This is a genomic window from Bartonella capreoli, from assembly GCF_902813205.1.
GTDB classification, from domain to species: Bacteria; Pseudomonadota; Alphaproteobacteria; order Rhizobiales; family Rhizobiaceae; genus Bartonella; species Bartonella schoenbuchensis.
The window spans coordinates 38,686-63,117 of sequence record NZ_CADDZX010000002.1; the positions used below are offsets into that span (position 1 = coordinate 38,686).

Here is a 24,432-nt window from a genome sequence, read left to right on the forward strand (position 1 = left end):
CCCTGAAAATTATTTTATTCCGACACTATTGTAAATCGACCCGTTCCATTCAATACCTTAATCAAACCACCTTTTTCATGAATAGAAAAAACAATAATCGGTACATTATTTTCACGCGCTAAAGTTACCGCTGTCGTATCCATAACAGATAATCCCCATTTTAAAATCTCAACATGTGTTAATTGATCAAAACGCTTAGCCGTAGGATCTATCTTTGGATCAGCAGAATAAATGCCGTCTACTTGCGTTCCTTTCAATAAGACATCTGCTCCAATTTCTGCTGCACGCAAAGTAGCAGCAGAATCAGTTGTAAAAAATGGATTACCTGTACCACCAGCAAAAATAACAACTTTCCCCTGATTCATATAACTTATCGCTTTACGCTGTGAAAAACTTTCACAAATTTGTGGCATCGCAATCGCAGACAGTACAACCGCCTCAACCCCCAATTTCGTTAATGATGTTCGTAACGCTAAAGAATTAATAGCTGTGGCAAGCATTCCCATATGATCGCCAGTTACACGATCCCCACCCCGTGAAGCAACAGCAACCCCACGAAAAATATTGCCACCACCTATAACAATAGCGACTTCCACACCCATTGCCCGCACTTCAGCAATATCGGAAGCAATACGATCTGCAACTGAAACATCAATTCCAAAACTTTGCCCCCCCATAAGTGCTTCACCAGACACTTTTAATAGAATACGTTTATATCGAAGAGCTAACGTCATCTATGATCTCCTAAAGAGCACACTTATTTTCTATTTTCGATACACTAAGGGCATCACCTTGTCACGTGATGCCCTTTAAATTAGGTATATTTTTTCATATTAATGGTATAAATTTTAGGCCTCTGCCCAACATTTACAAAAACAATTAGCTCTTTGCTGCAGCCGCAACTTCCGCAGCAAAATCAGTTTCTTCTTTTTCCACACCATCACCTAATGCAAAACGAATAAAACCAGTGATCGTTGCTGGTGCCCCAATTGATTTTTCAGCATCCTTCAAAGCAGCCTCAACAGTAACATCAGGATTCATAACAAAGGCTTGAGAAAGTAAAACAACCTCTTCGTAAAATTTACGCATACGCCCTTCTACCATTTTTTCGATAATATTTTCAGGCTTTCCAGATTGACGTGCTTGATCTGAAAAAATCGCCTTTTCACGCTCAACAGCACTAGCATCAACATCCTTTGCAGTTAACGCTAATGGATTTGTTGCAGCAATATGCATTGCAACCTGACGACCAAAAGCAACAGCAGCATCTTTATCTCCTGAAGTTTCAATAGCAACGATAACTCCAAGTTTGCCAAGACCATCAGCCACACTATTATGAATATAAGTAGCAACAACACCATCTTTAACAGACAGTTTAGCCGAACGACGCAATGTCATATTCTCACCAATTGTGCCAATTGCATCTTTAATTGTTGCATCTATAGTTTTTTCAGAGCCTGGATAAATAGATGCAGACACAGATTCAACACCACCTTGTGTATCCAAAGCAGCAACTGCTACATTACGCACAATTTCTTGAAAAGCATCATTGCGCGCAACAAAATCTGTTTCAGAATTTACTTCAACCAAAACAGCACTTAAACCCTTTGATACTGCACCGATCAACCCTTCAGCCGCTGTACGTCCAGCTTTTTTATCTGCTTTGGCTATCCCCTTTTTACGAAGCCAATCAACCGCAGCTTCCATATCACCATTAGTTTCCGCCAGAGCTGTTTTGCAATCCATCATACCAGCCCCTGATAATTCGCGAAGTTCTTTTACTTGTAAAGCAGTAATGCTCATATTAGCCTCTTCATCCTATAACGGCAAAAGCGCGCATAGACGAAACCCCTCTGCACGCTCATAACCTTTCCTTTAGAAAATAAATGCCTCAACAGGCGTTTTTAAATCATGATTCCACAACCGAAACCGCATCTTCCAAAGCAGGCTCCACAGGTACATCAGCCTGAGCTCCTACATCAATATTCATTGCACCTTGTTGACGAGCAATACCATCAAGAGCAGCACGTGCAACAAGATCACAGTAAAGAGAAATCGCACGCGAAGCGTCATCATTACCTGGAATTGGATAATCAATACCATCAGGATCACAATTTGTATCAACAATAGCAATTACAGGAACACCCAAACGCTTTGCTTCTTGAATGGCAATATTTTCCTTATTTGTATCAACAATAAACATAAGATCTGGAACAGACCCCATATCCTTAATACCGCCTAGTGCACGATTCAATTTCTCACGATCACGCTCAAGATTTAACCGTTCTTTTTTAGTAAAGCCCTGCGCTTCAGTAGTTAGAATTTTATCAAGTTTGCGTAGACGGTGTATTGAATTAGAAATTGTTTTCCAATTTGTCAGCATACCGCCAAGCCAACGCGCGTTAACGTAATATTGAGCCGATCGACTAGCTGCATCAGCGATAATATCAGACGCCTGTCGTTTGGTGCCAACAAATAGAACACGCCCCCCCTGCGCAACCGTATCTGAAACAAGTTTAAGCGCTTGATACAAAAGAGGAACAGTCTGAGCAAGATCAATAATATGAATATTATTACGCTGACCGTAAATATAGGGAGCCATTTTTGGATTCCAGCGCTGTGTCTGGTGACCAAAGTGTACACCTGCTTCCAAAAGCTGGCGCATAGTAAAGTCTGGTAATGCCACAATTTTATCCTTTCCGGTTTAACCTCCGCGAAAAAAGTAAAAAGACTTACTACCGGTGGACACTTGATAGTTTTTTCTATAAGTACCCGAATTTCGCGTGTGGAATAAAAATATCATACTAATATTTGATTTTTTTTCAAGTCATTTTCTGCATATCATTTATTTAATGATTACAAGTATCAGAATTCTTTCCAAGATCGAGTAGTTCAAAATTTTTCAATTTTGCGCGTATTGAAAAATCCCCATAATTTATGAGCAAGTCTCGCATAATACCGTTTTCATATAAAAGAAAGCTGGTACGATAAAGAGGCAAACCATCTTTATTTTTTTTATCATCAAAATAAGAAATTGTAACAGGCCAATGGCTTTCCTCACTTAATTTTCCCAATTTTTTCGTTTCAGAATCAGATGTTAACTTCTTTTTGTCTCCAATAACTATACTTTCTTTTATCACTTCATTTGCACCATCTGTTCCATCAAATACAGCTGTGTGATAAAAATGACGAGTTGCTTTTGCCTGCTGAATAATAGTTTTCAATTGCATAATTGGAAATTCAGCTATTGCAAGTTTATAGACATCTTCTTTTGGCTTTTTTAATTTAACTATAATTCCATCTTTAGTGCGCTCAGCCACCCCTTCGATATTATCTGAAACGTCTTCTCCAATCTTATTTTGAACATTAAAATGAAATTCATGACTATTAGCTGTTTCATAACTCGTTATTTGTTGATCTGTTAAACGTATCGGTGCATCTTTCATATAAATACGGTTCACAAAACGAGACCTTGTAGTATAACCATGACATGCTGAACCTGTAAGCTCATAAACCATCCGCCCAGAAACTCCTAGGATCGACATTTCATGAGAAACACTTTCAAGTTGAAAATCGTAAATAGCTCGATGAGGTACCAAAAAAATAGGTTTTTCAGCTCCTGCGGAACATAGAAGAACATTGTATAAACCTATCATAAATAATGGCTTGATTATTTTTGACTTCCAATTTTTTATTCTGCACACAATCATATAAAAAACGACAAACCTCCCCTTAAATCACTTCAATACATTTCTTTAAGCTAGAAAATAGTTTATGAGACACATTATATCACTATATCATAGAAAATATGGAAGTTAAAATATGACCAACTCAATTGAAAGTCGTTTAAAAAAATTTGGTATTGTTATTCCTGAAGCAATACAACCCATTGCAAATTACATAACAACATCACAAATTGGTAATCAACTTTTCATTTCTGGCCAGCTACCACTGTCTTGTGGAAAACCAGTAGCAATCGGAAAAGTTGGCGCAACTGTCAGTGCTGAACAAGCAAAAAAGTCCGCAGAAGTATGTGCTCTTAATACCCTTGCACAAATAAAATTAACCCTTGGTGATTTAAGTAAAATAAAACGCATAATAAAAATTACTGTCTTTGTTGCAGCAGATCCTAATTTTACCGATATACCCCTTGTTGCTAATGGAGCTTCTGATCTATTTGTTAATATTCTCGGTGACGCAGGTAAACATGCTCGTTCTGCTGTCGGGGTCTGCGCTCTGCCTATGGGCGTTCCTGTAGAAGTAGAAGCTATTATAGAAATCTAACTCTTTCATAAATTCAACATTTGCGCAAAATAGAATATTATAAATTGCCTTGAGTTTATATTTTCAAAGAGTTTACATTTTTAGTCTTTTAAAAACAGTGTGAATGAATTCTATTTCTAGATAAATACTGAAAGAAAATGCTTTATGAAACAAGTATATGACGATAACAATATTTTTGCTAAATTGATTCGTAACGAAATTCCTTCCATTCGTGTCTATGAAGATAATGATGTTATTGCATTTATGGACATCATGCCCCAAGCTCCAGGGCACACACTGGTTATTCCCCGAAAAAGCTGTAGAAATTTATTAGATGCAGATACGGAAATATTGTTTTCGGTCATTAAAGTTGTTCAAAAAATTGCTAATGCTGTTAAAAAAGCTTTTCAAGCGGATGGTGTAACAGTCATGCAATTTAATGAAGCAGCTAGTCAACAAACCGTTTACCATCTTCATTTCCATATTATACCACGGATGGAAGGAGTAGAACTTAAACCCCATAATAATGTCATAACGCCTACAGAAATACTCAAAGAACATGCACAAAAAATCCGATCAGTTCTTTAAAAATGGTTTTAAGTTGTAGAGCTCTTTTTTCTTATATATTTTGCAGAATTCAATAAGCTCTTGTGAGCTTTGCTATCATTTGAGCCAACAGAAGGAGAAGGGTCAGGAGATAAAATTTCTAATTCTAGTTTTTCTCTACCATTGTTTAACTTGTGCGTAAATACGCGAACTATACCACCGGTGCGCAATTTCCCAAATAAAATTTCATCAGCTAACGGCTTTTTTATATGTTCTTGTATAACACGACTCAACGGACGTGCTCCCATTTGAGCATCGTACCCTTTACGAGCAAGCCATACCATTGCAGATTCACTGAGTTCAAAAGAAATTCCTCTATCAATTAATTGTGCTTCAAGTTGAAAAATAAACTTCTGCACAATTTGATTAATTACTAATTGGGATAAAGGTGCAAATGGAACAATAGCATCTAACCGATTACGAAATTCTGGTGTAAATAATTTATTGATAGCTTCTATATCATCACCATCACGATGTATTTTACCAAATCCCACAGCCGACTTTGCCATATCCGAAGCGCCAGCATTGGTTGTCATAATTAAAATGATATTGCGGAAATCAATTTTTCTACCATTATGGTCTGTTAATTTACCATAATCCATCACCTGCAATAAAATATTAAACAATTCTGGATGAGCCTTTTCAATCTCATCTAACAACACAACCGCATGAGGATTCTGATCAACAGCATCTGTGAGAAGACCACCCTGATCAAACCCTACATAGCCTGGAGGAGCTCCTATCAAACGTGCTATTGTATGCCGTTCCATATATTCTGACATATCAAAACGCAACAACTCAATTCCCAAAGAAGATGCCAGTTGTTTTGCAACTTCAGTTTTCCCAACACCTGTTGGTCCTGAAAATAAATAACTTCCTATCGGCTTTTCTGACTCACGTAATCCCGCTCGTGCTAACTTAATGGACGATACAAGTATTCCAATCGCCTGATCTTGCCCATAAACAACATGTTTGAGCTCTTTTTCAAGATTTTCAAGGACTTTGCGATCATTATTAGAAACTGTTTTTGGTGGAATCCTTGCCATAGCTGCAATTGTAGATTCAATTTCTTTAACACCGACACTCTTTCTTCTTTGTTTTTTGGGCAAAAGCATCTGCGCAGCACCACTTTCATCAATAACATCAATTGCTTTATCGGGTAATCGGCGGTCAGCCATATAACGTGAGGATAATTCTACTGATGCTATCATTGCTGCATCGGTATATTTAATTTGGTGAAATTCTTCAAAATAAGGCTTCAATCCTTGCAAAATTTTAATTGCATCAGCGACAGATGGCTCATTAACATTAATTTTCTGAAAACGACGCGTCAAAGCTCGATCGAGTTCAAAAATTTTTCTATATTCCTCATAAGTTGTCGAACCAATACATCGAATCATACCTGAAGATAATGCAGGTTTTAAAAGATTTGCTGCATCCATATGCCCCCCAGACGTAGCTCCTGCCCCAATTAGTGTATGAATTTCATCAATAAATAAAATAGCACCAGGATATTGTTCTAATTCTTTAACAACCTGCTTTAATCGCTCTTCAAAATCACCACGATAGCGTGTGCCAGCAACAAGCCCCCCCATATCAAGAGAAAATATTGTTGCATTTAATAAAACTTCGGGCACCTTTTCATCAACGATGCGTTTAGCCAACCCTTCAACTATAGCCGTTTTTCCAACACCAGGTTCGCCAACCAACAGTGGATTATTTTTTGACCTTCGACATAAAACCTGCATCATTCGTGAAATTTCCACATCACGACCAATTAATAAATCAATTTTTCCACTGCGCGCTTTACAATTCAAATTAACACAATAAGTAGCAAGCACACTGGCCACTTTGTCATTGTTTTCCAAAACATGTTGATCTAACTGCTCTTCAAGATCTTCAAGTAATAGGGATAACCCATCATCACGCACAATACCGTGTGAAATGAAACGCACAGCATCATAGCGCGTCATTCCCATTTCTTGAAGAAAATATGCTGCATGACTTTCACGTTCAGAAAAAATTGCAACAAGAACATTTGCCCCCGATACTTCATCTTTTCCTGCTGATTGAGCATGAATCACTGCACGTTGAATAACACGCTGAAAAAATGCTGTTGGTTTTGTATCCTTATCGGTTTTAATTTGTGCATCCAATTCCGATTGGATATAATTAGTCAAACGTTCCCGTAATTCTTCCAAATCTACCTGGCAAGCGTGGATTACTGAACTTGCATCAGCATCATCTAACAAAGCAAGTAAAAGGTGCTCTAATGTTGCGTATTCATGCTGCGCTTGAGTAGCAATTGTTAATGCACGATGCAAAACTTCTTCAAGGCTGGGCGTAAAAGACGGCATAACCCTCTCTCTTCTATTCCATTACACATTGTAATGGATGTTCATTTTGACGCGCGCACTCCATAACTTGCACAACTTTCATTTCAGCCACTTCATAGGTATAAATACCGCATTCACCTATCCCATTTTGATGAACATTTAACATAATACGAGTTGCTTCCTCAAAACTTTTTTTAAAAAAGCTTTCCAAAATAAAAACAACAAAATCCATAGGTGTGTAATCATCATTCAGCAAAAGAACACGGTATAATTTAGGCTTTTGAAATTTCGGCTTAACTTGAGGTATAACAATAGTATCATATTTATCTTCGCTCCAGCCCTTGCCCTTTTCATTTTGCATAGTATGAAGTGCGGGTTTTTCAGTTAATATCATTATCATTTTCCATGTAGTATACTTTTTATTAATTTAAAATCCTCTCATAACCATCGCAATATTTGAGTATATGAAGAATAAATTTTCTTTTATGATCAAATTGTAAGTCAAATGGAGAGACTTACAAAATGATTTTATAAATAAATTAGTAACACCATTCATCTAAATTGTGTTAAACTAACTGCAACAAGAAAGATCTTGATGCGATTATTTGGCATAAATAAGGTATTACACGTGTATATTAACTGGCGAAAAATTGCACCTTTCTACAAAGGAATAGTGACTACTTTTATTGTTCTAACTATTTCTTACTCTTCAGCAAAAGCTACTCCTAAAGAAGCTTACCCCGATAAATATGCGGCTATTGTTATAGATGCACACACAGGAAAGACCTTATTTCAAGCCAATGCAACCTTAAAACGTTATCCTGCCTCTTTAACAAAAATGATGACGTTGTACATGCTCTTTGAAGCTATGGAAATGCGTCGCGTAACGCCAAACACACCCATTCCTGTTTCAGCTTACGCAGCTGCACGCCCACCAACGAAAATAGGCTTTAAACCAGGTCAAACAATTTCTGTAGAAGAAGCTGCTAAAGCTCTTATTACAAAATCAGCAAATGATGTTGCTACTGCTGTAGGTGAATATCTTGGTGGCAGTGAACAAAAATTTGCTCGAATAATGACAGTGAAAGCCCGTAAACTTGGTATGACAAATACTCGTTTTGCAAATGCTTCAGGTCTTCCAGATACACGCAATTATTCTACAGCAAAAGATATGGCCACTTTGGCGTTAGCTTTGCGTAAACATTTTCCTCAGCAGTATAAACTGTTTAAAACAACAAGTTTCTCTTTTCGTGGCAAAACAATTAACAACCATAATAAATTAGTAAAAACAATAAAAGGTGTTGACGGAATTAAAACAGGCTATACACAAATGTCAGGTTCTAATTTAGCCACATCAATGCATATTGAAGGACGCTCCATTGTTGCCGTAGTAATGGGAGGAAAATCATCTACAGAACGTGATATTCATATGACTAACTTGTTAAACCGATATTTGCCAAAAGCAAGTCGTAAGAAAACAAATGAATATTTAGTAGCTGCGGTGTCATATAATTTACCCACTAGAGCAGCCACCCCTATACCTATTGCTAAAACAAATCTAACTGATTTAGATGACGATGTTTCTGCACTTCTAACAGCACTTGCAGCACAACCTAATGAATTAAACACAGCTATAGCGGCCGTAAACCAGGTGATTATACCAACTCCTAATCCTCACAAAACTACATCTGGGGAGATAGATAAAATCATTACTGCTTCTTTATCTACAACTGGTGGATGGGCCATTCAAATTGGTTCTCTTCCCAGTAAAGAACAGGCAAACTCTCTGCTTTTAAAAGCCAAGAATACAGCTTATTCAGCTCTAAAACATACATCTGCACATATGCAACTGTTTGAAAAAAGTGGACATCGTTATTATCGTGCTCGATTTGTTGGCTTTCAATCAAAAAAAGCTGCGCACAATGCTTGTTCTACCCTAAAGAAAGCAAATTTTAACTGCTATACTGTAATCTATTAAAAAGTTTTTGAATTCTGTATTAAGGACAGTGCCATGACACATAATGTTATTTCCCCGTCTCTTAAAAAGGGAAAGCAGTCAAAACAATCGTCTCTCCTCTCATTACGTTCTCTTCACGATGCTGCAACTAAACTTGCCAATTTAAAGCATACCCCAATGGTGTCCAACACACATTCTCTTGTTAATCTTCTTATTTGTCAAACAAATCGAAACCGTCGTTTAGCTACGCCTCCTGTACGCATTCATTTACGAGTTGCAAGTCGCACAGGAAATATACCTGTCAAACTCCGTTTAGGGGCAACCAATACTTAAATATCAGCCATCCCTTATAAGAAATACTTGATTGATAACAAAGTATTTATTCACTATATAAGATTTTAAAGATTTTAAGTGCGTGGGCTTTTATCTTAAATTTACAGAGATTCCAGCGTGAATTTCTATTTTTATTATTTAACATTTATGGTGTTCAAATAACATTGTTCTTAAAAGACGCAAAAATATCAAAACTATTAGTATCAATGCAGAATCTAACATTAAAAACGGTATATTGCTTACACCTTCGTTATAGTAAAGAAAATATCTATGAAACGATAATAGCAACACTGAATGTTCGATACCAATGATTTACTAAAAAGAAATTCTTCCGATCATTTTCTTATTTCATTTAAACGATATTTCCTTATTAAAATCACATTCTTTCAATGCATAAAGCACTCTTAATAAAGTAGTGCTTCTCTCGATGCATAAATAATCCGATAATTTTATCAAATAAAGTATCTTTATTTAGCTAACATGATGTAACATTGCGTGCAAGGCCACCTTTACTTGTCTCTTTATAGCGCTCACTCATATCATGTCCTGTTTGACGCATCGTTTCAATACAAGCATCAAGAGAAACAAAATGTGTTCCATTACCATGTAAAGCAAGAGAAGAAGCTGTTACAGCCTTAACAGCACCTATAGCGTTGCGTTCAATACATGGAACCTGTACAAGGCCAGCAACTGGATCACATGTCATTCCCAAATGATGTTCAAGAGCAATTTCAGCAGCGTTTTCAATTTGAGCGGGCGTACCACCTAATGCTGCTGTTAATCCTGCAGCTGCCATTGAAGATGCTGTTCCCACTTCACCCTGACAACCAACTTCTGCACCAGAGATAGAAGCATTATGTTTAATGATACCGCCAATAGCTGCTGCCGTTAATAAAAAATTATGCACCCCTTCCCGATTGGAACTATTATTAAATTGCAGATAACAACGTAGAACAGAAGGTACAACACCAGCTGCACCATTCGTCGGTGCGGTGACAATACGACCACCTGCTGCATTTTCTTCATTTACTGCTATAGCGTATACAGAAAGCCAATCATTGACCCAAAGTGAGTGATTACGATTTTTTTTCTGATCTTCTAAAAGCTCTTTATACAATTTTTTAGCACGTCTTGGAATACGCAAGCCACCTGGTAATTCACCTTCTTGTGCAAGCCCCCTATCAATGCAATCTGACATAGCTGAACAAATTTCATCGAGCGCAGCATTAAAAGCAGCACGCTCCATCTTTGTTTCTTCATTGATGCGTTTCATTTCAGCAATTGAAAGACCTGAATTTTCTGCCATTAGTAACATTTCACTCGCTGAGTCAAAAGGATATGGCACCTGAGATGTTTCTAATTTTGTATTATAATTCGCATCATTTAATTCATCTTCGGTTACCACAAAACCGCCACCGATAGAATAATAAACCCGCCGTAAGAGGACGTTTCCATCAGAATCAAGCCCTTCAAATGCAAGACCATTAGCATGTCCAGATAAAACTTTTTTTTGTTCAAAAATAAGATCATTCTGCAAATCAAAATGATAAGCAGGGTGGCCTATCGGTTGCACCTTTTTTTCATGTTTAACTTTTTCTAAAAGCATCCCCATACTATTAGGATCAACAGTAGACACTTTTTCTCCCAACAATCCTAATATAATAGCTTTATCTGTAGCGTGACCAACACCAGTAAAAGCCAACGAGCCATGAAGATAAACACGAATATGAGAAACTCTCATATGAGATGAACAAGATAAATCCTTTGCAATAATTTCTTGCAAAAACATATTAGCAGCCGTCATCGGCCCCATTGTATGAGAACTAGAAGGGCCGATACCAATTTTAAAAAGTTCAAAAACAGATAGAAACATTACTTACCCCAAAACAAAATGCAGATTTTGAGTATAAGTTCTTTTATTATTTTTGTCTCATTTAAAATCAAATTGTAAGATAAGCTAAAAAAATGACAGCAATAAATACCAATGTTGCGCGCCTTGCTACCACCCAACAATTTTTTTCTATACTATCTTCCATCTTCAACCTTTGAGGAATTAATTGGTTATCCAAAATACCGCTATTTTAGCGTAATAAGTTTAATAAAATAAATGTCAACATGCAATGTTAAAATAAAACGGAGGTTATAAATTGCATTGAGATATTTCTTATAATACCTCAAATTTTAAAATTAACTATCCAATAACACAAGAACATTTCATTAGCACAAATCAAATAAAACGTACAAAATTTTCGATTAGTTCGCGTTCAGTTTCAAAATTGTTTTCTGGAGCGTTTGCATCACGATAACCAAGTGCCATACCACATATAAGACGTTGCTCAGAAGACACTGATAAAAGTGTACAAATTTGCTTATGGTAATCAGCAAAAGCTGCTTGAGGGCATGTGTCTAATCCAAATCCACGCGCTACTAACATAATTGTCTGCATAAACATACCTAAATCAAGCCAACTACCAATTTCCATATCTTGATCCATTGTAAACAAGAGTCCAACAGGTGCACCAAAAAATGAAAAATTTCGCGCATGTTGGCGAAGCATTTTTTCCTGTTCACCTTTCTGGATTCCAAGACTTTTATAAAGATCCAAACCAACTTTTCGACGCCGTGAAAGATAAGGCTCTCGCCATTGGCGAGGGTAATAATGATATTCACGCTCTCCTTTTACACCTGATAGTACAAGCTGTGAAAGTTCTCCCCCTACTTTCTGCAACATATCTCCTGTTATAACAATTACTTGCCAAGGCTGAAGATTTGCTCCAGATGGTGCTCGCGCTGCGAGTTTTAAAATTTTCTTGATTGTTTCCTGCTCAACAGGCTGATCAGTAAAAGCTCTAATTGATTTTCGTGACAAAACAGATTGAAAAATATCAAAAGTAGAATTAGCCATTTGTTTTTACTTTCCCCCTACAAGAAGATAAACTGAAATACCATTGCTGTTTAATAGAAAAAATTTTCTATGGCACAAGAAAAACCAATGCAATGTAATTAAATAAAACACACTCGCTTCCCAAAATTTGAGTTCCCAAATGTCATGACTTTAATTAGCATGAAATATTACCTAAGCCTAAGATTTGAGTTATATTTCACATATTTTTCCACTATATCAACTCGTGAAAATCTATAAATTCTTATGCATTAATAGCCATTTTATTTTTTTGCTGGCTTTAACTTTTAACCCTTCCATCATAATATCACTCTAGCACCTTTCTGGAAAAAGATAATACAGAATTGATCTAACAAATTACTTCTCTGACATCCCCTAAAATCAATCATTTTAGATCATTTGAGACAATCTGTCGCTCTCTACCCCCTCTCATGACCTTTTATAGAAAATATCAGTCGACATGAATTTTCATTTGGTTGCACAACAATTAAAACTTTACAGCTAAACAATAAGCACTACTGATATCAATCATTATCAATGAATGTAAAAATAAAACGAAATTATAATTGCTTAAATTTTACAGTTATATTTATTAGGAATAATCTGCCATTTCTGCATTTAAAAACCAAAAAAAATGCCTGAATTTTACTCAGGCATTTTCCTATTACTCTTTGGCATATATTAATCAAAATTATTCAACAGCAGCATTCGCCGTCATATCCGTCAACATAGCTTTACTTTCTTCACTATGACTAGACTTACGCTGTTCATCTACAATCAAATCATCACGAATCGTGGCAATACGACGAATTTGAGCGATTGTGCCACCTGTACCTGCAGGAATAAGCCGGCCAACAATAACATTCTCCTTCAACCCTTGCAAAGTATCAATCTTTCCTGAAACTGCTGCTTCAGTAAGCACCCGAGTTGTTTCCTGAAATGACGCTGCTGAAATAAAGGACGGTGTCTGAAGAGATGCTTTCGTAATCCCAAGAAGTATAGGATTACCAGATGCAGGCTTTTTACCTTCCGCAATTAAATTATCATTGATTTCATCTAATTCAATACGGTCAACATTGTCACCTGGAATATAACCAGAATCTCCAGATTCTGTAATTTCAACTTTTTGCAACATTTGACGAACGATCACTTCAATGTGCTTATCATTAATCAAAACACCCTGTAAACGATAAACCTCTTGAATCTCATTAACAAGGTAAGACGCCAAAGCTTCAACACCCTTAATCGCTAAAATATCATGAGGTGCTGGGTTGCCATCAAGAATATAATCACCTTTTTCAATTTGATCGCCTTCTTGTAAATGAAATAGCTTACCCTTTGGAATTAAATATTCTACTGGCTCAAAATTTGCATCATTTGGCTCAATAATAATACGGCGTTTATTTTTATAACCCCGACCAAATCGAACTGTACCACTAACTTCAGCGATGATAGCGTGATCTTTCGGACGCCGCGCTTCGAAAAGTTCAGCCACACGTGGTAAACCACCCGTAATATCTTTGGTCTTAGCACTTTCCAGTGGCAAACGCGCAATAACATCACCCGCCTTAACGTAAGAACCAAGCTCAACAGAAAGGATAGTATCCACTGACATCATGTAACGAGCTTCCCCCCCTTTGTGCAATTTAGCAATATGCTCACCTTTCTTATCTGCGTGAATGATAATTGCTGGCTTTAGCTCAGCACTGCGTGGATTAGCACGCCAATCAATCACCAAACGCTTCGTAATCCCCGTAGATTCATCAGCTGTTTCAGTTACTGATAAACCATCAATCATATCTTCAAAACCTATATAGCCATCAACTTCAGTAAGAATTGGGCGTGTATAAGGATCCCACTCTGCTATACGTTGTCCACGTTTAACAACATCACCATCATCAACAAAAATGCGTGAACCATAGCTAATACGATGCACAACACGCTCTTTACCAGTCTCATCCTTGACAATAACAGCCATATTGCGCCCCATAACCACCAAATGGCCTTCAGAGTTGCGAACTACATTACGATTACGTAGTTCTACTGTACCTTCATAAGACGCTTCAAAATAAGATGAATCAACAACCTGCGCCGTTCCTCCTAAGTGGAATGTACGCATGGTAAGCTGCGTTCCTGGTTCACCAATTGACTGAGCCGCAATCACACCAACTGCTTCACCTTGATTGACCGGCGTTCCACGTGCCAAATCACGACCATAACATTTAGCACAAACACCAAGACGCGTTTCACAAGTCAGAGCAGAACGAATCTGAACAGACTGAATTCCAGCTTCTTCAATCTTAGCGACATCAGCCTCTTCAATCATCGCACCACCCTGAAGAATAACTTCACCAGAAACTGGGTGCAAAATATCAAAAAGTGCTGTACGACCAAGGATTCTCTGACCAAGCGACGCAACAATCTGTCCTGCATCAACGATTGGTTGCATAGTAAGACCTTTTACAGTACCACAATCAACCGCTGAAATAATAGCATCCTGCGCAACATCAACAAGACGCCGCGTTAGATAACCAGAGTTAGCAGTTTTTAATGCAGTATCAGCAAGCCCCTTACGAGCACCATGGGTCGAGTTAAAGTATTCGTTAACAGTTAAACCCTCTTTAAAATTAGAAATGATCGGTGTTTCGATAATTTCACCAGATGGTTTTGCCATTAATCCGCGCATACCAGCTAACTGCCTCATCTGATTAGCAGAACCACGCGCACCCGAATGCGACATCATGTAGATTGAATTCATTTGCCGCTGAGAACCTGTCTTTGGATCAAATGCAACAGCTTGAATACGCTTCATCATTTCATCCGCAATGCGATCAGTACATTTACCCCAGGCATCTACAACTTTGTTATATTTTTCACCCTGTGTAATTAAACCATCATTATATTGCTGCTCATATTCCTTAGCCAAAGCTTCCGTTTCTGCAACCAAACGTGACTTGCTATCGGGGATAACCATATCATCTTTACCAAAGGAAATACCAGCACGACAAGCATGAGAAAAACCAAGTTGCATAATACGATCACAGAAAATAACCGTTTCTTTTTGCCCACAATGCCGATAAACTTGATCAATTATTTTAGAAATGTTCTTTTTAGTCATCTCCTGATTAACAATATCAAATGAGATATTCGGATTTTTAGGCAAAAGCTCGCCAATAATCAAACGACCAGGCGTTGTATCGTAAAGCTTGGCAACCTCTTTACCATTTTCATCTATATTTTTAAAACGGCCTTTGATCTTCGTATGAAGAGTCACAACTTTATTCTCTAAAGCATGATACAGCTCACCCATATCAGCAAATGCCATTCCTTCACCTGGTTCTTTATCAGAAACAATTGAAAGATAATAAAGACCAAGAACCATATCTTGTGATGGAACAATAATCGGTGCACCATTGGCTGGATGTAGAATATTATTAGTCGACATCATTAAAACACGAGCTTCAAGCTGAGCTTCAAGTGAAAGAGGAACGTGCACTGCCATTTGATCGCCGTCAAAATCCGCGTTAAAAGCTGTACACACCAATGGGTGAAGTTGTATCGCCTTTCCTTCAATCAAAACAGGCTCAAAAGCTTGAATTCCTAGACGATGAAGCGTTGGTGCACGATTTAACAAAACAGGATGTTCACGAATAACTTCATCCAAAATATCCCAAACTTCCGGATGTTCTTTTTCAACAAGCTTTTTTGCTTGTTTTACAGTTGATGAATAGCCCTTTGCATCAAGGCGTGCATAAATGAATGGCTTAAACAATTCGAGAGCCATCTTTTTAGGAAGACCACATTGATGCAATTTCAATTCAGGCCCCGTCACAATAACTGAACGACCTGAATAATCAACACGCTTCCCAAGTAAGTTTTGACGGAAACGCCCTTGCTTACCTTTTAGCATATCTGAAAGTGACTTTAATGGACGTTTATTTGCCCCAGTAATCACGCGTCCACGGCGACCATTGTCGAACAATGCATCGACCGCTTCTTGTACCATACGCTTTTCATTGCGTACAATAATTCCAGGAGCACGCAGCTCAATCAGTCGTTTTAAACGATTGTTACGATTTATAACACGTCGATAGAGATCATTTAAATCCGATGTTGCAAAACGACCACCATCAAGCGGAACCAATGGACGTAAATCTGGCGGAATCACCGGAATTGTTTTCATAATCATCCATTCCGGTTTATTACCGGATTCAAGGAAGCTTTCAACAATCTTGAGCCGTTTAATCAGTTTTTTTTGTTTTAATTCCGAAGTTGTTTCAGCCAATTCAACGCGTAAATCATTCGCTATTTTATCCAACTCCATTGCAGCAAGAAGCTCATAAATAGCTTCTGCACCAATCATAGCAGTAAATTGGTCCTCTCCAAATTCATCAATAGCCAACATATATTCTTCTTCGGAAAGAAGCTGGTGCATTTTGAGCGACGTCAGACCCGGTTCGGTAACAATATAATTTTCAAAATAAAGAATTCTTTCGATATCCTTTAAAGTTAAATCTAAAAGAGTAGAAATACGACCCGGCAATGACTTAAGGAACCAAATATGAGCGACCGGCGCTGCAAGTTCAATATGCCCCATGCGTTCACGGCGCACACGTGAAAGAGTAACTTCTACACCACACTTTTCACAGATAATGCCTTTATATTTCATACGCTTATATTTGCCACATAGACATTCATAGTCTTTAATAGGACCAAATATACGCGCACAAAAAAGACCATCACGCTCTAGCTTAAACGTCCGATAATTAATAGTCTCTGGCTTTTTTATTTCGCCGTATGACCAGGACAGAATCTTCTCAGGACTCGCAATTGAAATACGAATAGAGTCAAATGTCTGCGTTGGTACCTGAGGATTGAAAAGATTCATGACCTCGTGGCTCATGCTGTTCTCCTTCAAAGATTTTTAGAATCCGCTGCGATGGCTCTTTTTTATCACAGTCTTATTTAAAACCTATTTCTACTTCTTAAATCAGCTTTTACTACCTTAATAGAATTTTTATTATAGCCCTTCAAACTGATTAGAGCGCACTGTTTCCTGTGCGCCCTTATTCATTACTCTGTTGCATCAGACAACGCCTGGTGCGCTACAAGTCCGCGTGCATCATCAAGTTCTACATTAAGACCAAGTGAACGCATTTCTTTTACCAACACATTAAAGCTTTCAGGTATACCTGCCTCAAATGTATCATCACCACGAACAATCGCTTCATAAACTTTTGTCCGACCAGCCACATCATCTGATTTAACCGTCAACATCTCCTGCAAAGTATATGCAGCACCATAAGCTTCAAGAGCCCATACTTCCATTTCACCAAAACGCTGACCACCAAATTGCGCTTTACCACCTAACGGTTGCTGAGTAACAAGTGAATAAGGCCCTATTGAACGTGCGTGAATTTTATCATCAACAAGATGATGCAATTTAAGCATGTAAATATAACCTACCGTCACCGGACGATCAAAAGGCTCTCCCGTACGACCATCGTAAAGCGTCACCTGTCCTGAACTATCTAAACCAGCATCTTCCAACATCATGTTGATATCAGCTTCATGAGCACCATCAAAAACAGGTGTTGCAATTGAAACACCATCTCTCATCTGAAGCGCCAATTTAAAAAGACTTTCATTATTATACTGACGCACTGGTTCATTACGGTCATTATCAGGAATGAGATTCTCAATACACTGACGTAAAGGAAGTATATCCCCAGTCCCCTGATAAAGCTCAACCAAATCACCAATTTTTTTACCCATCCCTGCACACGCCCAACCAAGATGCGTTTCAAGAATTTGACCAACATTCATACGACTAGGCACACCCAGTGGATTTAACACGATATCAGCATGCGTTCCATCTTCAAGAAAAGGCATATCCTCTACAGGAAGAATGCGCGATACAACACCCTTATTACCGTGGCGCCCTGCCATTTTATCTCCTGGTTGGATTTTGCGCTTTACAGCTACAAAAACCTTTACCATTTTCATGACACCAGGAGGCATCTCGTCGCCCCTTTGAACTTTCTCAACCTTATCCATAAAGCAACGTTGCAACGTTTCTTTTGATTCATCATACTGCTTACGTAAAGCTTCAATTTCATTTTGAATCTTTTCATCATCAATAACAAATTGCCACCATTGCGATCGTGGATAAGAATCCATTATTGCGCTATCAAGCTTCTTGCCTTTAAAAAACCCTTTCGGACCTTCTATTGCAACTTTATCTTTCAACATATCTGCAAGACGTGCATAAATATTTCGATCAAGAATCGACTGCTCATCATCACGATCTTTGGCTAAACGCTCGATTTCCTCACGTTCAATCGCCATTGCACGTTCATCTTTTTCCACACCATGACGATTAAAAACACGCACCTCAACAACAGTACCAAAAGTTCCAGGAGGCATCCGCATAGAGGTATCACGGACATCTGAAGCTTTTTCACCAAAAATCGCACGCAAAAGCTTTTCTTCCGGCGTCATTGGACTTTCACCTTTTGGTGTAATTTTACCAACTAAAATATCGCCAGGCTGAACTTCAGCACCAATATAAACAATACCAGCCTCATCAAGATTCCTTAATGCCTCCTCTGCAACATTAGGAATATCACGGGTAATTTCTTCTGGTCCAAGTTTAGTATCGCGTGCAGCAACTTCAAATTCTTCAATATGAATCGAAGTGAACACATCATCAGCAACAATACGCTCAGAAAGCAGAATGGAATCTTCATAATTGTAACCATTCCAAGGCATAAATGCTACAAGAACATTTCGTCCAAGAGCTAAATCACCAAGATTAGTTGATGGACCATCAGCAATGATATCACCTTTTTCCACCCGATCACCAACATGCACGAGAGGACGCTGATTAATACAAGTCGATTGATTGGAACGCTGAAATTTCTGTAAACGATAGATATCAACACCAGATTTTGAAGGATCCAAATCTTCTGTTGCACGAATAACAATACGTGTTGCATCAACCTGATCAACAATACCACTACGTTTTGCGCCAATAGCAGCACCAGAATCACGAGCAACTATCGATTCCATACCTGTACCAACAAATGGTGCCTCAGCACGTATAAGTGGAACCGCTTGACGTTGCATGTTTGAACCCATCAATGCACGGTTTGCGTCATCATTTTCCAAAAATGGAATAAGAGCAGCAGCCACTGAAACTAACTGTTTTGGTGAAACATCCATCAAATCCACATGATCACGTGGAGCCATCAAAACTTCACCTGCGTGACGGCAAACTACAAACTCTTCCGTAAAACGCCCCTCTGAATCTAATGAAGAATTAGCCTGAGCTACATAATGTTTTGATTCTTCCATTGCAGAAAGGTAAATCACCTCTGTTGTCACTTTACCGTCAATAATTTTGCGATATGGACTTTCAATAAAGCCATATTTATTAACTCGTGCAAATGTTGCTAAAGAATTAATAAGACCAATATTAGGACCTTCTGGTGTTTCAATTGGGCAAATACGACCATAATGCGTAGGATGCACATCACGCACCTCAAAACCTGCACGCTCACGTGTTAAACCACCTGGCCCAAGAGCAGAAAGACGACGTTTATGGGTAATTTCTGACAAGGGGTTAGTTTGATCCATAAACTGCGACAATTGCGAAGATCCAAAAAATTCACGAACCGCTGCCGCTGCTGGCTTTGCGTTAATCAAATCTTGTGGCATAACAGTATCGATTTCAACCGATGACATACGCTCTTTTATTGCGCGCTCCATACGAAGCAAGCCAATCCGATACTGATTTTCCATCAACTCCCCAACTGATCGAACACGACGATTGCCGAGATTATCAATATCATCAATCTCACCATGGCCATCGCGCAGTTCAACTAACATCTTAACAACGCCAAGAATATCCTCCTGACGCAAGATACGAACCGTATCAGGGCAATCAAGCCCCATACGCAAATTCATTTTAACACGACCAACAGCTGAAAGATCATATCGTTCAGGATCAAAAAATAACGAAAGAAACATAGCCTCCGCTGTATCTATTGTTGGAGGCTCACCTGGACGCATTACTCGATAGATATCAAACAGTGCGTCTTGCCGACTTTCATTTTTATCCACCTTTAAAGTATTGCGGATATACGCACCAACATTCATATGATCAATATCAAGAACATCAATTTGATCAGCATTAATATCAAACAAAATCTTCAATGCTTTGTCGTCAATTTCATCACCGGCTTCAAGATAAATCTCACCCGTTTGATAATTAACAATATCTTCTGCTAGATAAGACCCTAGCAAATCATCTTCACTAACTCTAATCGCTTTTAGACCTTTTTCTGCCAAAAGTTTTGCAGTACGAACTGTGAGTTTTTTACCCGCTTCAGCAACTACCTCACCACTATCTGCATCAATAAGATCAGAAACCAGCTTCATTCCCTTAAAGCGATCAATTGAATAAGGAACACGCCAACCATTTTCAACACGCTCATAGGTAATTTTATTATAAAATGTTGATAAAATATCTGACGCATCCATACCCAACGCCATCAAAAGACTCGTAACCGGAATCTTACGCCGCCGATCAATACGGGCATAAATAATATCTTTAGCGTCAAACTCAATATCAAGCCAAGAACCACGATAAGGAATTACACGAGCCGCAAAAAGTAATTTTCCTGATGAATGCGATTTCCCCTTATCATGATCAAAAAACACCCCTGGAGAACGATGCATCTGCGAAACAATAACACGCTCTGTACCGTTAATGACAAAAGTACCATTACTCGTCATTAAAGGCATATCACCCATATAAACGCCCTGCTCTTTAATATCTTTGATATCTTTCGAACCTGTATCTTCATCAATATCAAATACGATTAAACGCAATATTACCTTTAATGGAGCTGCGTAAGTCAAATCACGCTGACGGCACTCTTCAACATCAAATTTTGGCAAATCAAATTCGTAACGAACAAATTCAAGCATAGCTGTACCAGAAAAATCCAAAATAGGAAATACTGATTTAAAAACAGCTTGCAAGCCTTCATCTGGACGCCCACCTTCTGGCTCCTCAATCATGAGAAATTGATCATATGATGCTTTTTGGACCTCAATAAGATTCGGCATTTCTGCCACTTCAGGAATCTTACCAAAAAACTTGCGTACGCGCTTACGACCATTGAATTGAGACATCATCGCTAGGGTCTGAGCCATCATCGTTCCTCGATCTTTACTATTCAAGGCAGACTAAACCTTGAAAGCTCCATATCATTAGCCTGCATACACAGACCAGTTTATTTGATACCCTGTGAGCACCGTTTACTTTCATACACATAACCAAATATTTATCCTATTTAGTTCTGTTACTAAAGTTCTCACAGATTAAACCCACTCCTCTTACAGCTACTAAACTGTCAGAAAAAAAGCTATATCAATCAAGCCTTTTCCCTAAAAAGAGGAAGTCGATGGACACAAATGCCCACCGACACAATTAAGATTATTTAAGCTCAACCTTAGCACCTGCTGCTTCGAGCTGAGTTTTAATTTTTTCTGCTTCGTCTTTCGAAACACCTTCTTTAATAGGCTTAGGCGCCCCTTCAACCAAGTCCTTCGCTTCCTTAAGACCAAGACCAGTAAGAGCACGAACTTCTTTAATGACATTAATTTTTTGAGCACCACCATCAACAAGAACAACATCGAAATCTGTTTTTTCTTCAGCAGCTGGAGCAGCTCCACCACCAACAGCAGCAACCGCCACAGGAGCAGCAGCGGAAACACCCCATTTTTCCTCAAGTAATTTTGAAAGTTCAGCAGCCTCTAAAACAGTAAGGTTAGAAAGATCTTCTACGATCTTTGTTAGATCAGCCATTTTTAAATTCCTTCAACTAAAAGGTTTGAATCATTGTTTAAAATTTATCTCAAAAACAGAAAAGCATTAAAACCTTTCTGCAATTGTGAGACACAAAACAGTACTAAGCCGCTTGGCCCTCCTGAGCATACGCACCAACAACACGCGCAACTTGACTCGCAGGAGCATTGACAACCTGAGCAACACGAGTTGCAGGAGTGGAAATCATACCTACAAGCTTTGCCCGCAATTCGTTCAATGAAGGCAACGAAGCTAATGATTTCACAGCATCAACACTCAAACTTGTTGCACCCATTGAACCACCAAGGATGACAAATTGCTCATTTGTTTTTGCAAAATCAACAGCAACTTTCGGCGCTGTAATCGGATCTTCTGAATAAGCAATAAGCGTCTGCCCAGTAAACAGATCTCTCATTGATTCAGAATCTGTGCCTTGAAGGGCAATTTTAGCAAGGCGGTTTTTGGCAACTTTAATAGCACCACCTGCTTCGCTCATTTTTGAACGAAGATCGTTCATTTGCGAAACCGTTAAACCAGAATAATGCGCAACAATGACAGAACCAGACTTTTGAAAAGCCTCGTTAAGCCATGTGACAAATTCGCGTTTTTCCGCTCTATCCACTGTTTCTCTCCATTTAACAGGCCCATTTGAAACAAACCTGCTGGTTACCTTTGATAACATAAAATCATTCTTCTATGCTACCGACGAGGATCCTGCCCCCTTTTCACGCATAAACGATCAAAGGCAACCTTGGCTCAAACCCTTTAAGTCTCTTAACTTAAAGCTTTTACCCTAGTCTCATGCAGGCTTTCTTTCGATTAAGATACCCAAAGTATCACCCACAATCTCGGACAGGACATCCCGGAATTTCTTCCGGTATGACCTAAGCTTAAAAAAAAGCTTAGATAACTGGATGCCGAATGAACCCGACAACCAAAAACTGCAATAATTATTTACAGTAAAATCATAAGTTTGTTCAACCTACTCTGCACAAACTGTTGCAGGATCAATCTTCACCCCAACTCCCATTGTTGAAGAAACTGCAACTCGCTTAATATATTCACCTTTTGCACCTTGCGGCTTAGCTTTAGTAACTGTATCGGCGAAAGCTTTAATATTTTCCACGATTTGATCAACCCCAAAAGAAGCCTTACCAATACCAGCATGTACAATACCAGCTTTTTCAACACGAAACTCAACAGCACCACCTTTAGAAGCTTTAACAGCAGCAGCAACATCAAGCGTTACAGTACCAACCTTTGGATTTGGCATCAAACTCCGCGGACCAAGAACTTTACCAAGACGACCAACAAGAGGCATCATATCTGGCGTTGCAATACAACGATCAAAGTCAATAACCCCAGCATTAATAGTCTCAAATAAATCTTCAGCACCTACAATATCAGCACCAGCAGCCTTTGCTTCTTCAGCCTTGTCACCACGTGCAAAAACAGCAACACGGATATTTCTTCCTGTCCCATTAGGTAAATGAGCAACACCTCTGACCATTTGATCTGCATGACGAGGATCAACACCTAAGTTCATCGAAATCTCAATTGTTTCATCGAACTTAGCAACCGCACGCTCTTTAACCATTGAAACAGCATCTGTTAAGGCATAGAGTTTATCAAAATCAATACCTTCACGAATTTTTTTTATTCTCTTTGCTACTTTTACCATAACATTAGCCTACGACTTCTAAACCCATCGAGCGAGCAGAACCTTCAACCATACGCATCGCCGCTTCAATGTCATTTGTATTAAGATCTTTCATTTTTGCTTCCGCAATCAAGTGAATCTTATCACGAGAAATAGTCCCTGCAGATACCTTACCAGGCTCTTTTGAACCAGATTTCAAATTTGCCTCTTTCTTCAAGAAAAATGATACAGGAGGAGTTTTTAGAGAAAATGTAAAAGACTTATCTTGATAATAAGTAATAATTACTGGAATCGGAGCTCCCTTTTCCATTTCCTGCGTAGCCGCATTAAACGCCTTACAGAATTCCATAATATTGATACCACGCTGACCAAGAGCAGGTCCAATTGGAGGAGAAGGACTAGCCGCCCCCGCTGGAACCTGCAATTTTAGCTGCCCTGCATTTTTTTTTGCCATAATAATCTGCCTTTAATTTAAACTGGTAAACTGGCAATTCATCA

At 38.5% G+C, this 24,432-nt stretch carries 18 protein-coding genes; 4 read left to right on the forward strand and 14 right to left on the reverse strand.

The annotated features are described in order from the left end of the window. Positions 1-14: 14 nt before the first annotated feature. From pyrH to J7R05_RS02190, 4 genes are all read right to left on the reverse strand, one after another. Positions 15-734: a UMP kinase gene (gene pyrH, locus J7R05_RS02175; RefSeq protein ID WP_010703641.1), complete on the reverse strand. Its 720-nt coding sequence runs from the start codon at positions 732-734 to the stop codon at positions 15-17. Positions 735-879: 145 nt separating this feature from the next. Next, positions 880-1,803, reverse strand: a complete 924-nt coding sequence (gene tsf, locus J7R05_RS02180; protein WP_208541021.1) for a translation elongation factor Ts — start codon at positions 1,801-1,803, stop codon at positions 880-882. A gap of 106 nt (positions 1,804-1,909) precedes the next feature. Beyond that, positions 1,910-2,686: a 30S ribosomal protein S2 gene (gene rpsB / locus J7R05_RS02185; RefSeq protein ID WP_010703639.1), complete on the reverse strand. Its 777-nt coding sequence runs from the start codon at positions 2,684-2,686 to the stop codon at positions 1,910-1,912. Between the two features lie 163 nt (positions 2,687-2,849). Further along, positions 2,850-3,674 carry a cell envelope integrity EipB family protein gene (locus J7R05_RS02190; RefSeq protein WP_208541201.1) on the reverse strand — a complete coding sequence of 275 codons (825 nt, stop codon included), beginning with the start codon at positions 3,672-3,674 and terminating at the stop codon, positions 2,850-2,852. 148 nt (positions 3,675-3,822) lie between these two features. On the opposite strand from J7R05_RS02190, the gene J7R05_RS02195 reads away from it, so the two are divergent. Beyond that, positions 3,823-4,284: a RidA family protein gene (locus J7R05_RS02195; RefSeq protein ID WP_208541022.1), complete on the forward strand. Its 462-nt coding sequence runs from the start codon at positions 3,823-3,825 to the stop codon at positions 4,282-4,284. 144 nt (positions 4,285-4,428) lie between these two features. Next, a complete protein-coding gene (locus J7R05_RS02200) occupies positions 4,429-4,851 on the forward strand; it encodes an HIT family protein (RefSeq protein ID WP_208541023.1) in 423 nt (140 codons plus the stop codon). Between the two features lie 8 nt (positions 4,852-4,859). On the opposite strand, the gene clpA is transcribed toward J7R05_RS02200, so the two are convergent. Both clpA and clpS read right to left on the reverse strand, forming a co-directional pair. After that, positions 4,860-7,226, reverse strand: a complete 2,367-nt coding sequence (clpA, locus tag J7R05_RS02205) for an ATP-dependent Clp protease ATP-binding subunit ClpA (RefSeq protein ID WP_208541024.1) — start codon at positions 7,224-7,226, stop codon at positions 4,860-4,862. A 13-nt stretch (positions 7,227-7,239) separates the two neighbouring features. Further along, the gene (gene clpS / locus J7R05_RS02210; RefSeq protein WP_208541025.1) at positions 7,240-7,599 is read right to left on the reverse strand and encodes an ATP-dependent Clp protease adapter ClpS; all 360 of its coding nucleotides are present in this window, start codon (positions 7,597-7,599) and stop codon (positions 7,240-7,242) included. 234 nt (positions 7,600-7,833) lie between these two features. Between clpS and J7R05_RS02215 the strand changes: the two genes are divergently transcribed. Continuing rightward, complete coding sequence (locus J7R05_RS02215) at positions 7,834-9,183, forward strand: D-alanyl-D-alanine carboxypeptidase (RefSeq protein WP_208541026.1); 1,350 nt, start codon at positions 7,834-7,836, stop codon at positions 9,181-9,183. Between the two features lie 33 nt (positions 9,184-9,216). Next, complete coding sequence (locus tag J7R05_RS02220; protein ID WP_208541027.1) at positions 9,217-9,495, forward strand: hypothetical protein; 279 nt, start codon at positions 9,217-9,219, stop codon at positions 9,493-9,495. Positions 9,496-9,970: 475 nt separating this feature from the next. Here the strand turns inward: J7R05_RS02220 and J7R05_RS02225 are convergent, their stop codons facing one another. The 8 genes from J7R05_RS02225 to rplK all read right to left on the reverse strand — a co-directional run bounded on the left by J7R05_RS02225 (position 9,971) and on the right by rplK (position 24,388). After that, entirely contained in the window at positions 9,971-11,368 is a 1,398-nt protein-coding gene (locus J7R05_RS02225; RefSeq protein ID WP_208541028.1) for an L-serine ammonia-lyase, read from the reverse strand. Between the two features lie 354 nt (positions 11,369-11,722). Then, positions 11,723-12,400: a nitroreductase gene (locus J7R05_RS02230; RefSeq protein WP_208541029.1), complete on the reverse strand. Its 678-nt coding sequence runs from the start codon at positions 12,398-12,400 to the stop codon at positions 11,723-11,725. Between the two features lie 688 nt (positions 12,401-13,088). After that, complete coding sequence (rpoC, locus tag J7R05_RS02235) at positions 13,089-17,300, reverse strand: DNA-directed RNA polymerase subunit beta' (protein WP_208541030.1); 4,212 nt, start codon at positions 17,298-17,300, stop codon at positions 13,089-13,091. 170 nt (positions 17,301-17,470) lie between these two features. Then, the gene (gene rpoB / locus J7R05_RS02240) at positions 17,471-21,619 is read right to left on the reverse strand and encodes a DNA-directed RNA polymerase subunit beta (RefSeq protein WP_208541202.1); all 4,149 of its coding nucleotides are present in this window, start codon (positions 21,617-21,619) and stop codon (positions 17,471-17,473) included. Between the two features lie 283 nt (positions 21,620-21,902). Then, positions 21,903-22,274: a 50S ribosomal protein L7/L12 gene (gene rplL / locus J7R05_RS02245; protein ID WP_010703627.1), complete on the reverse strand. Its 372-nt coding sequence runs from the start codon at positions 22,272-22,274 to the stop codon at positions 21,903-21,905. Positions 22,275-22,377: 103 nt separating this feature from the next. After that, entirely contained in the window at positions 22,378-22,896 is a 519-nt protein-coding gene (gene rplJ, locus J7R05_RS02250; protein ID WP_078690298.1) for a 50S ribosomal protein L10, read from the reverse strand. A gap of 360 nt (positions 22,897-23,256) precedes the next feature. Further along, entirely contained in the window at positions 23,257-23,955 is a 699-nt protein-coding gene (gene rplA, locus J7R05_RS02255) for a 50S ribosomal protein L1 (protein ID WP_208541031.1), read from the reverse strand. Positions 23,956-23,959: 4 nt separating this feature from the next. Continuing rightward, on the reverse strand, positions 23,960-24,388 hold the full coding sequence (gene rplK / locus J7R05_RS02260) for a 50S ribosomal protein L11 (protein WP_208541032.1): 429 nt from the start codon (positions 24,386-24,388) through the stop codon (positions 23,960-23,962). Positions 24,389-24,432 lie beyond the last annotated feature (44 nt).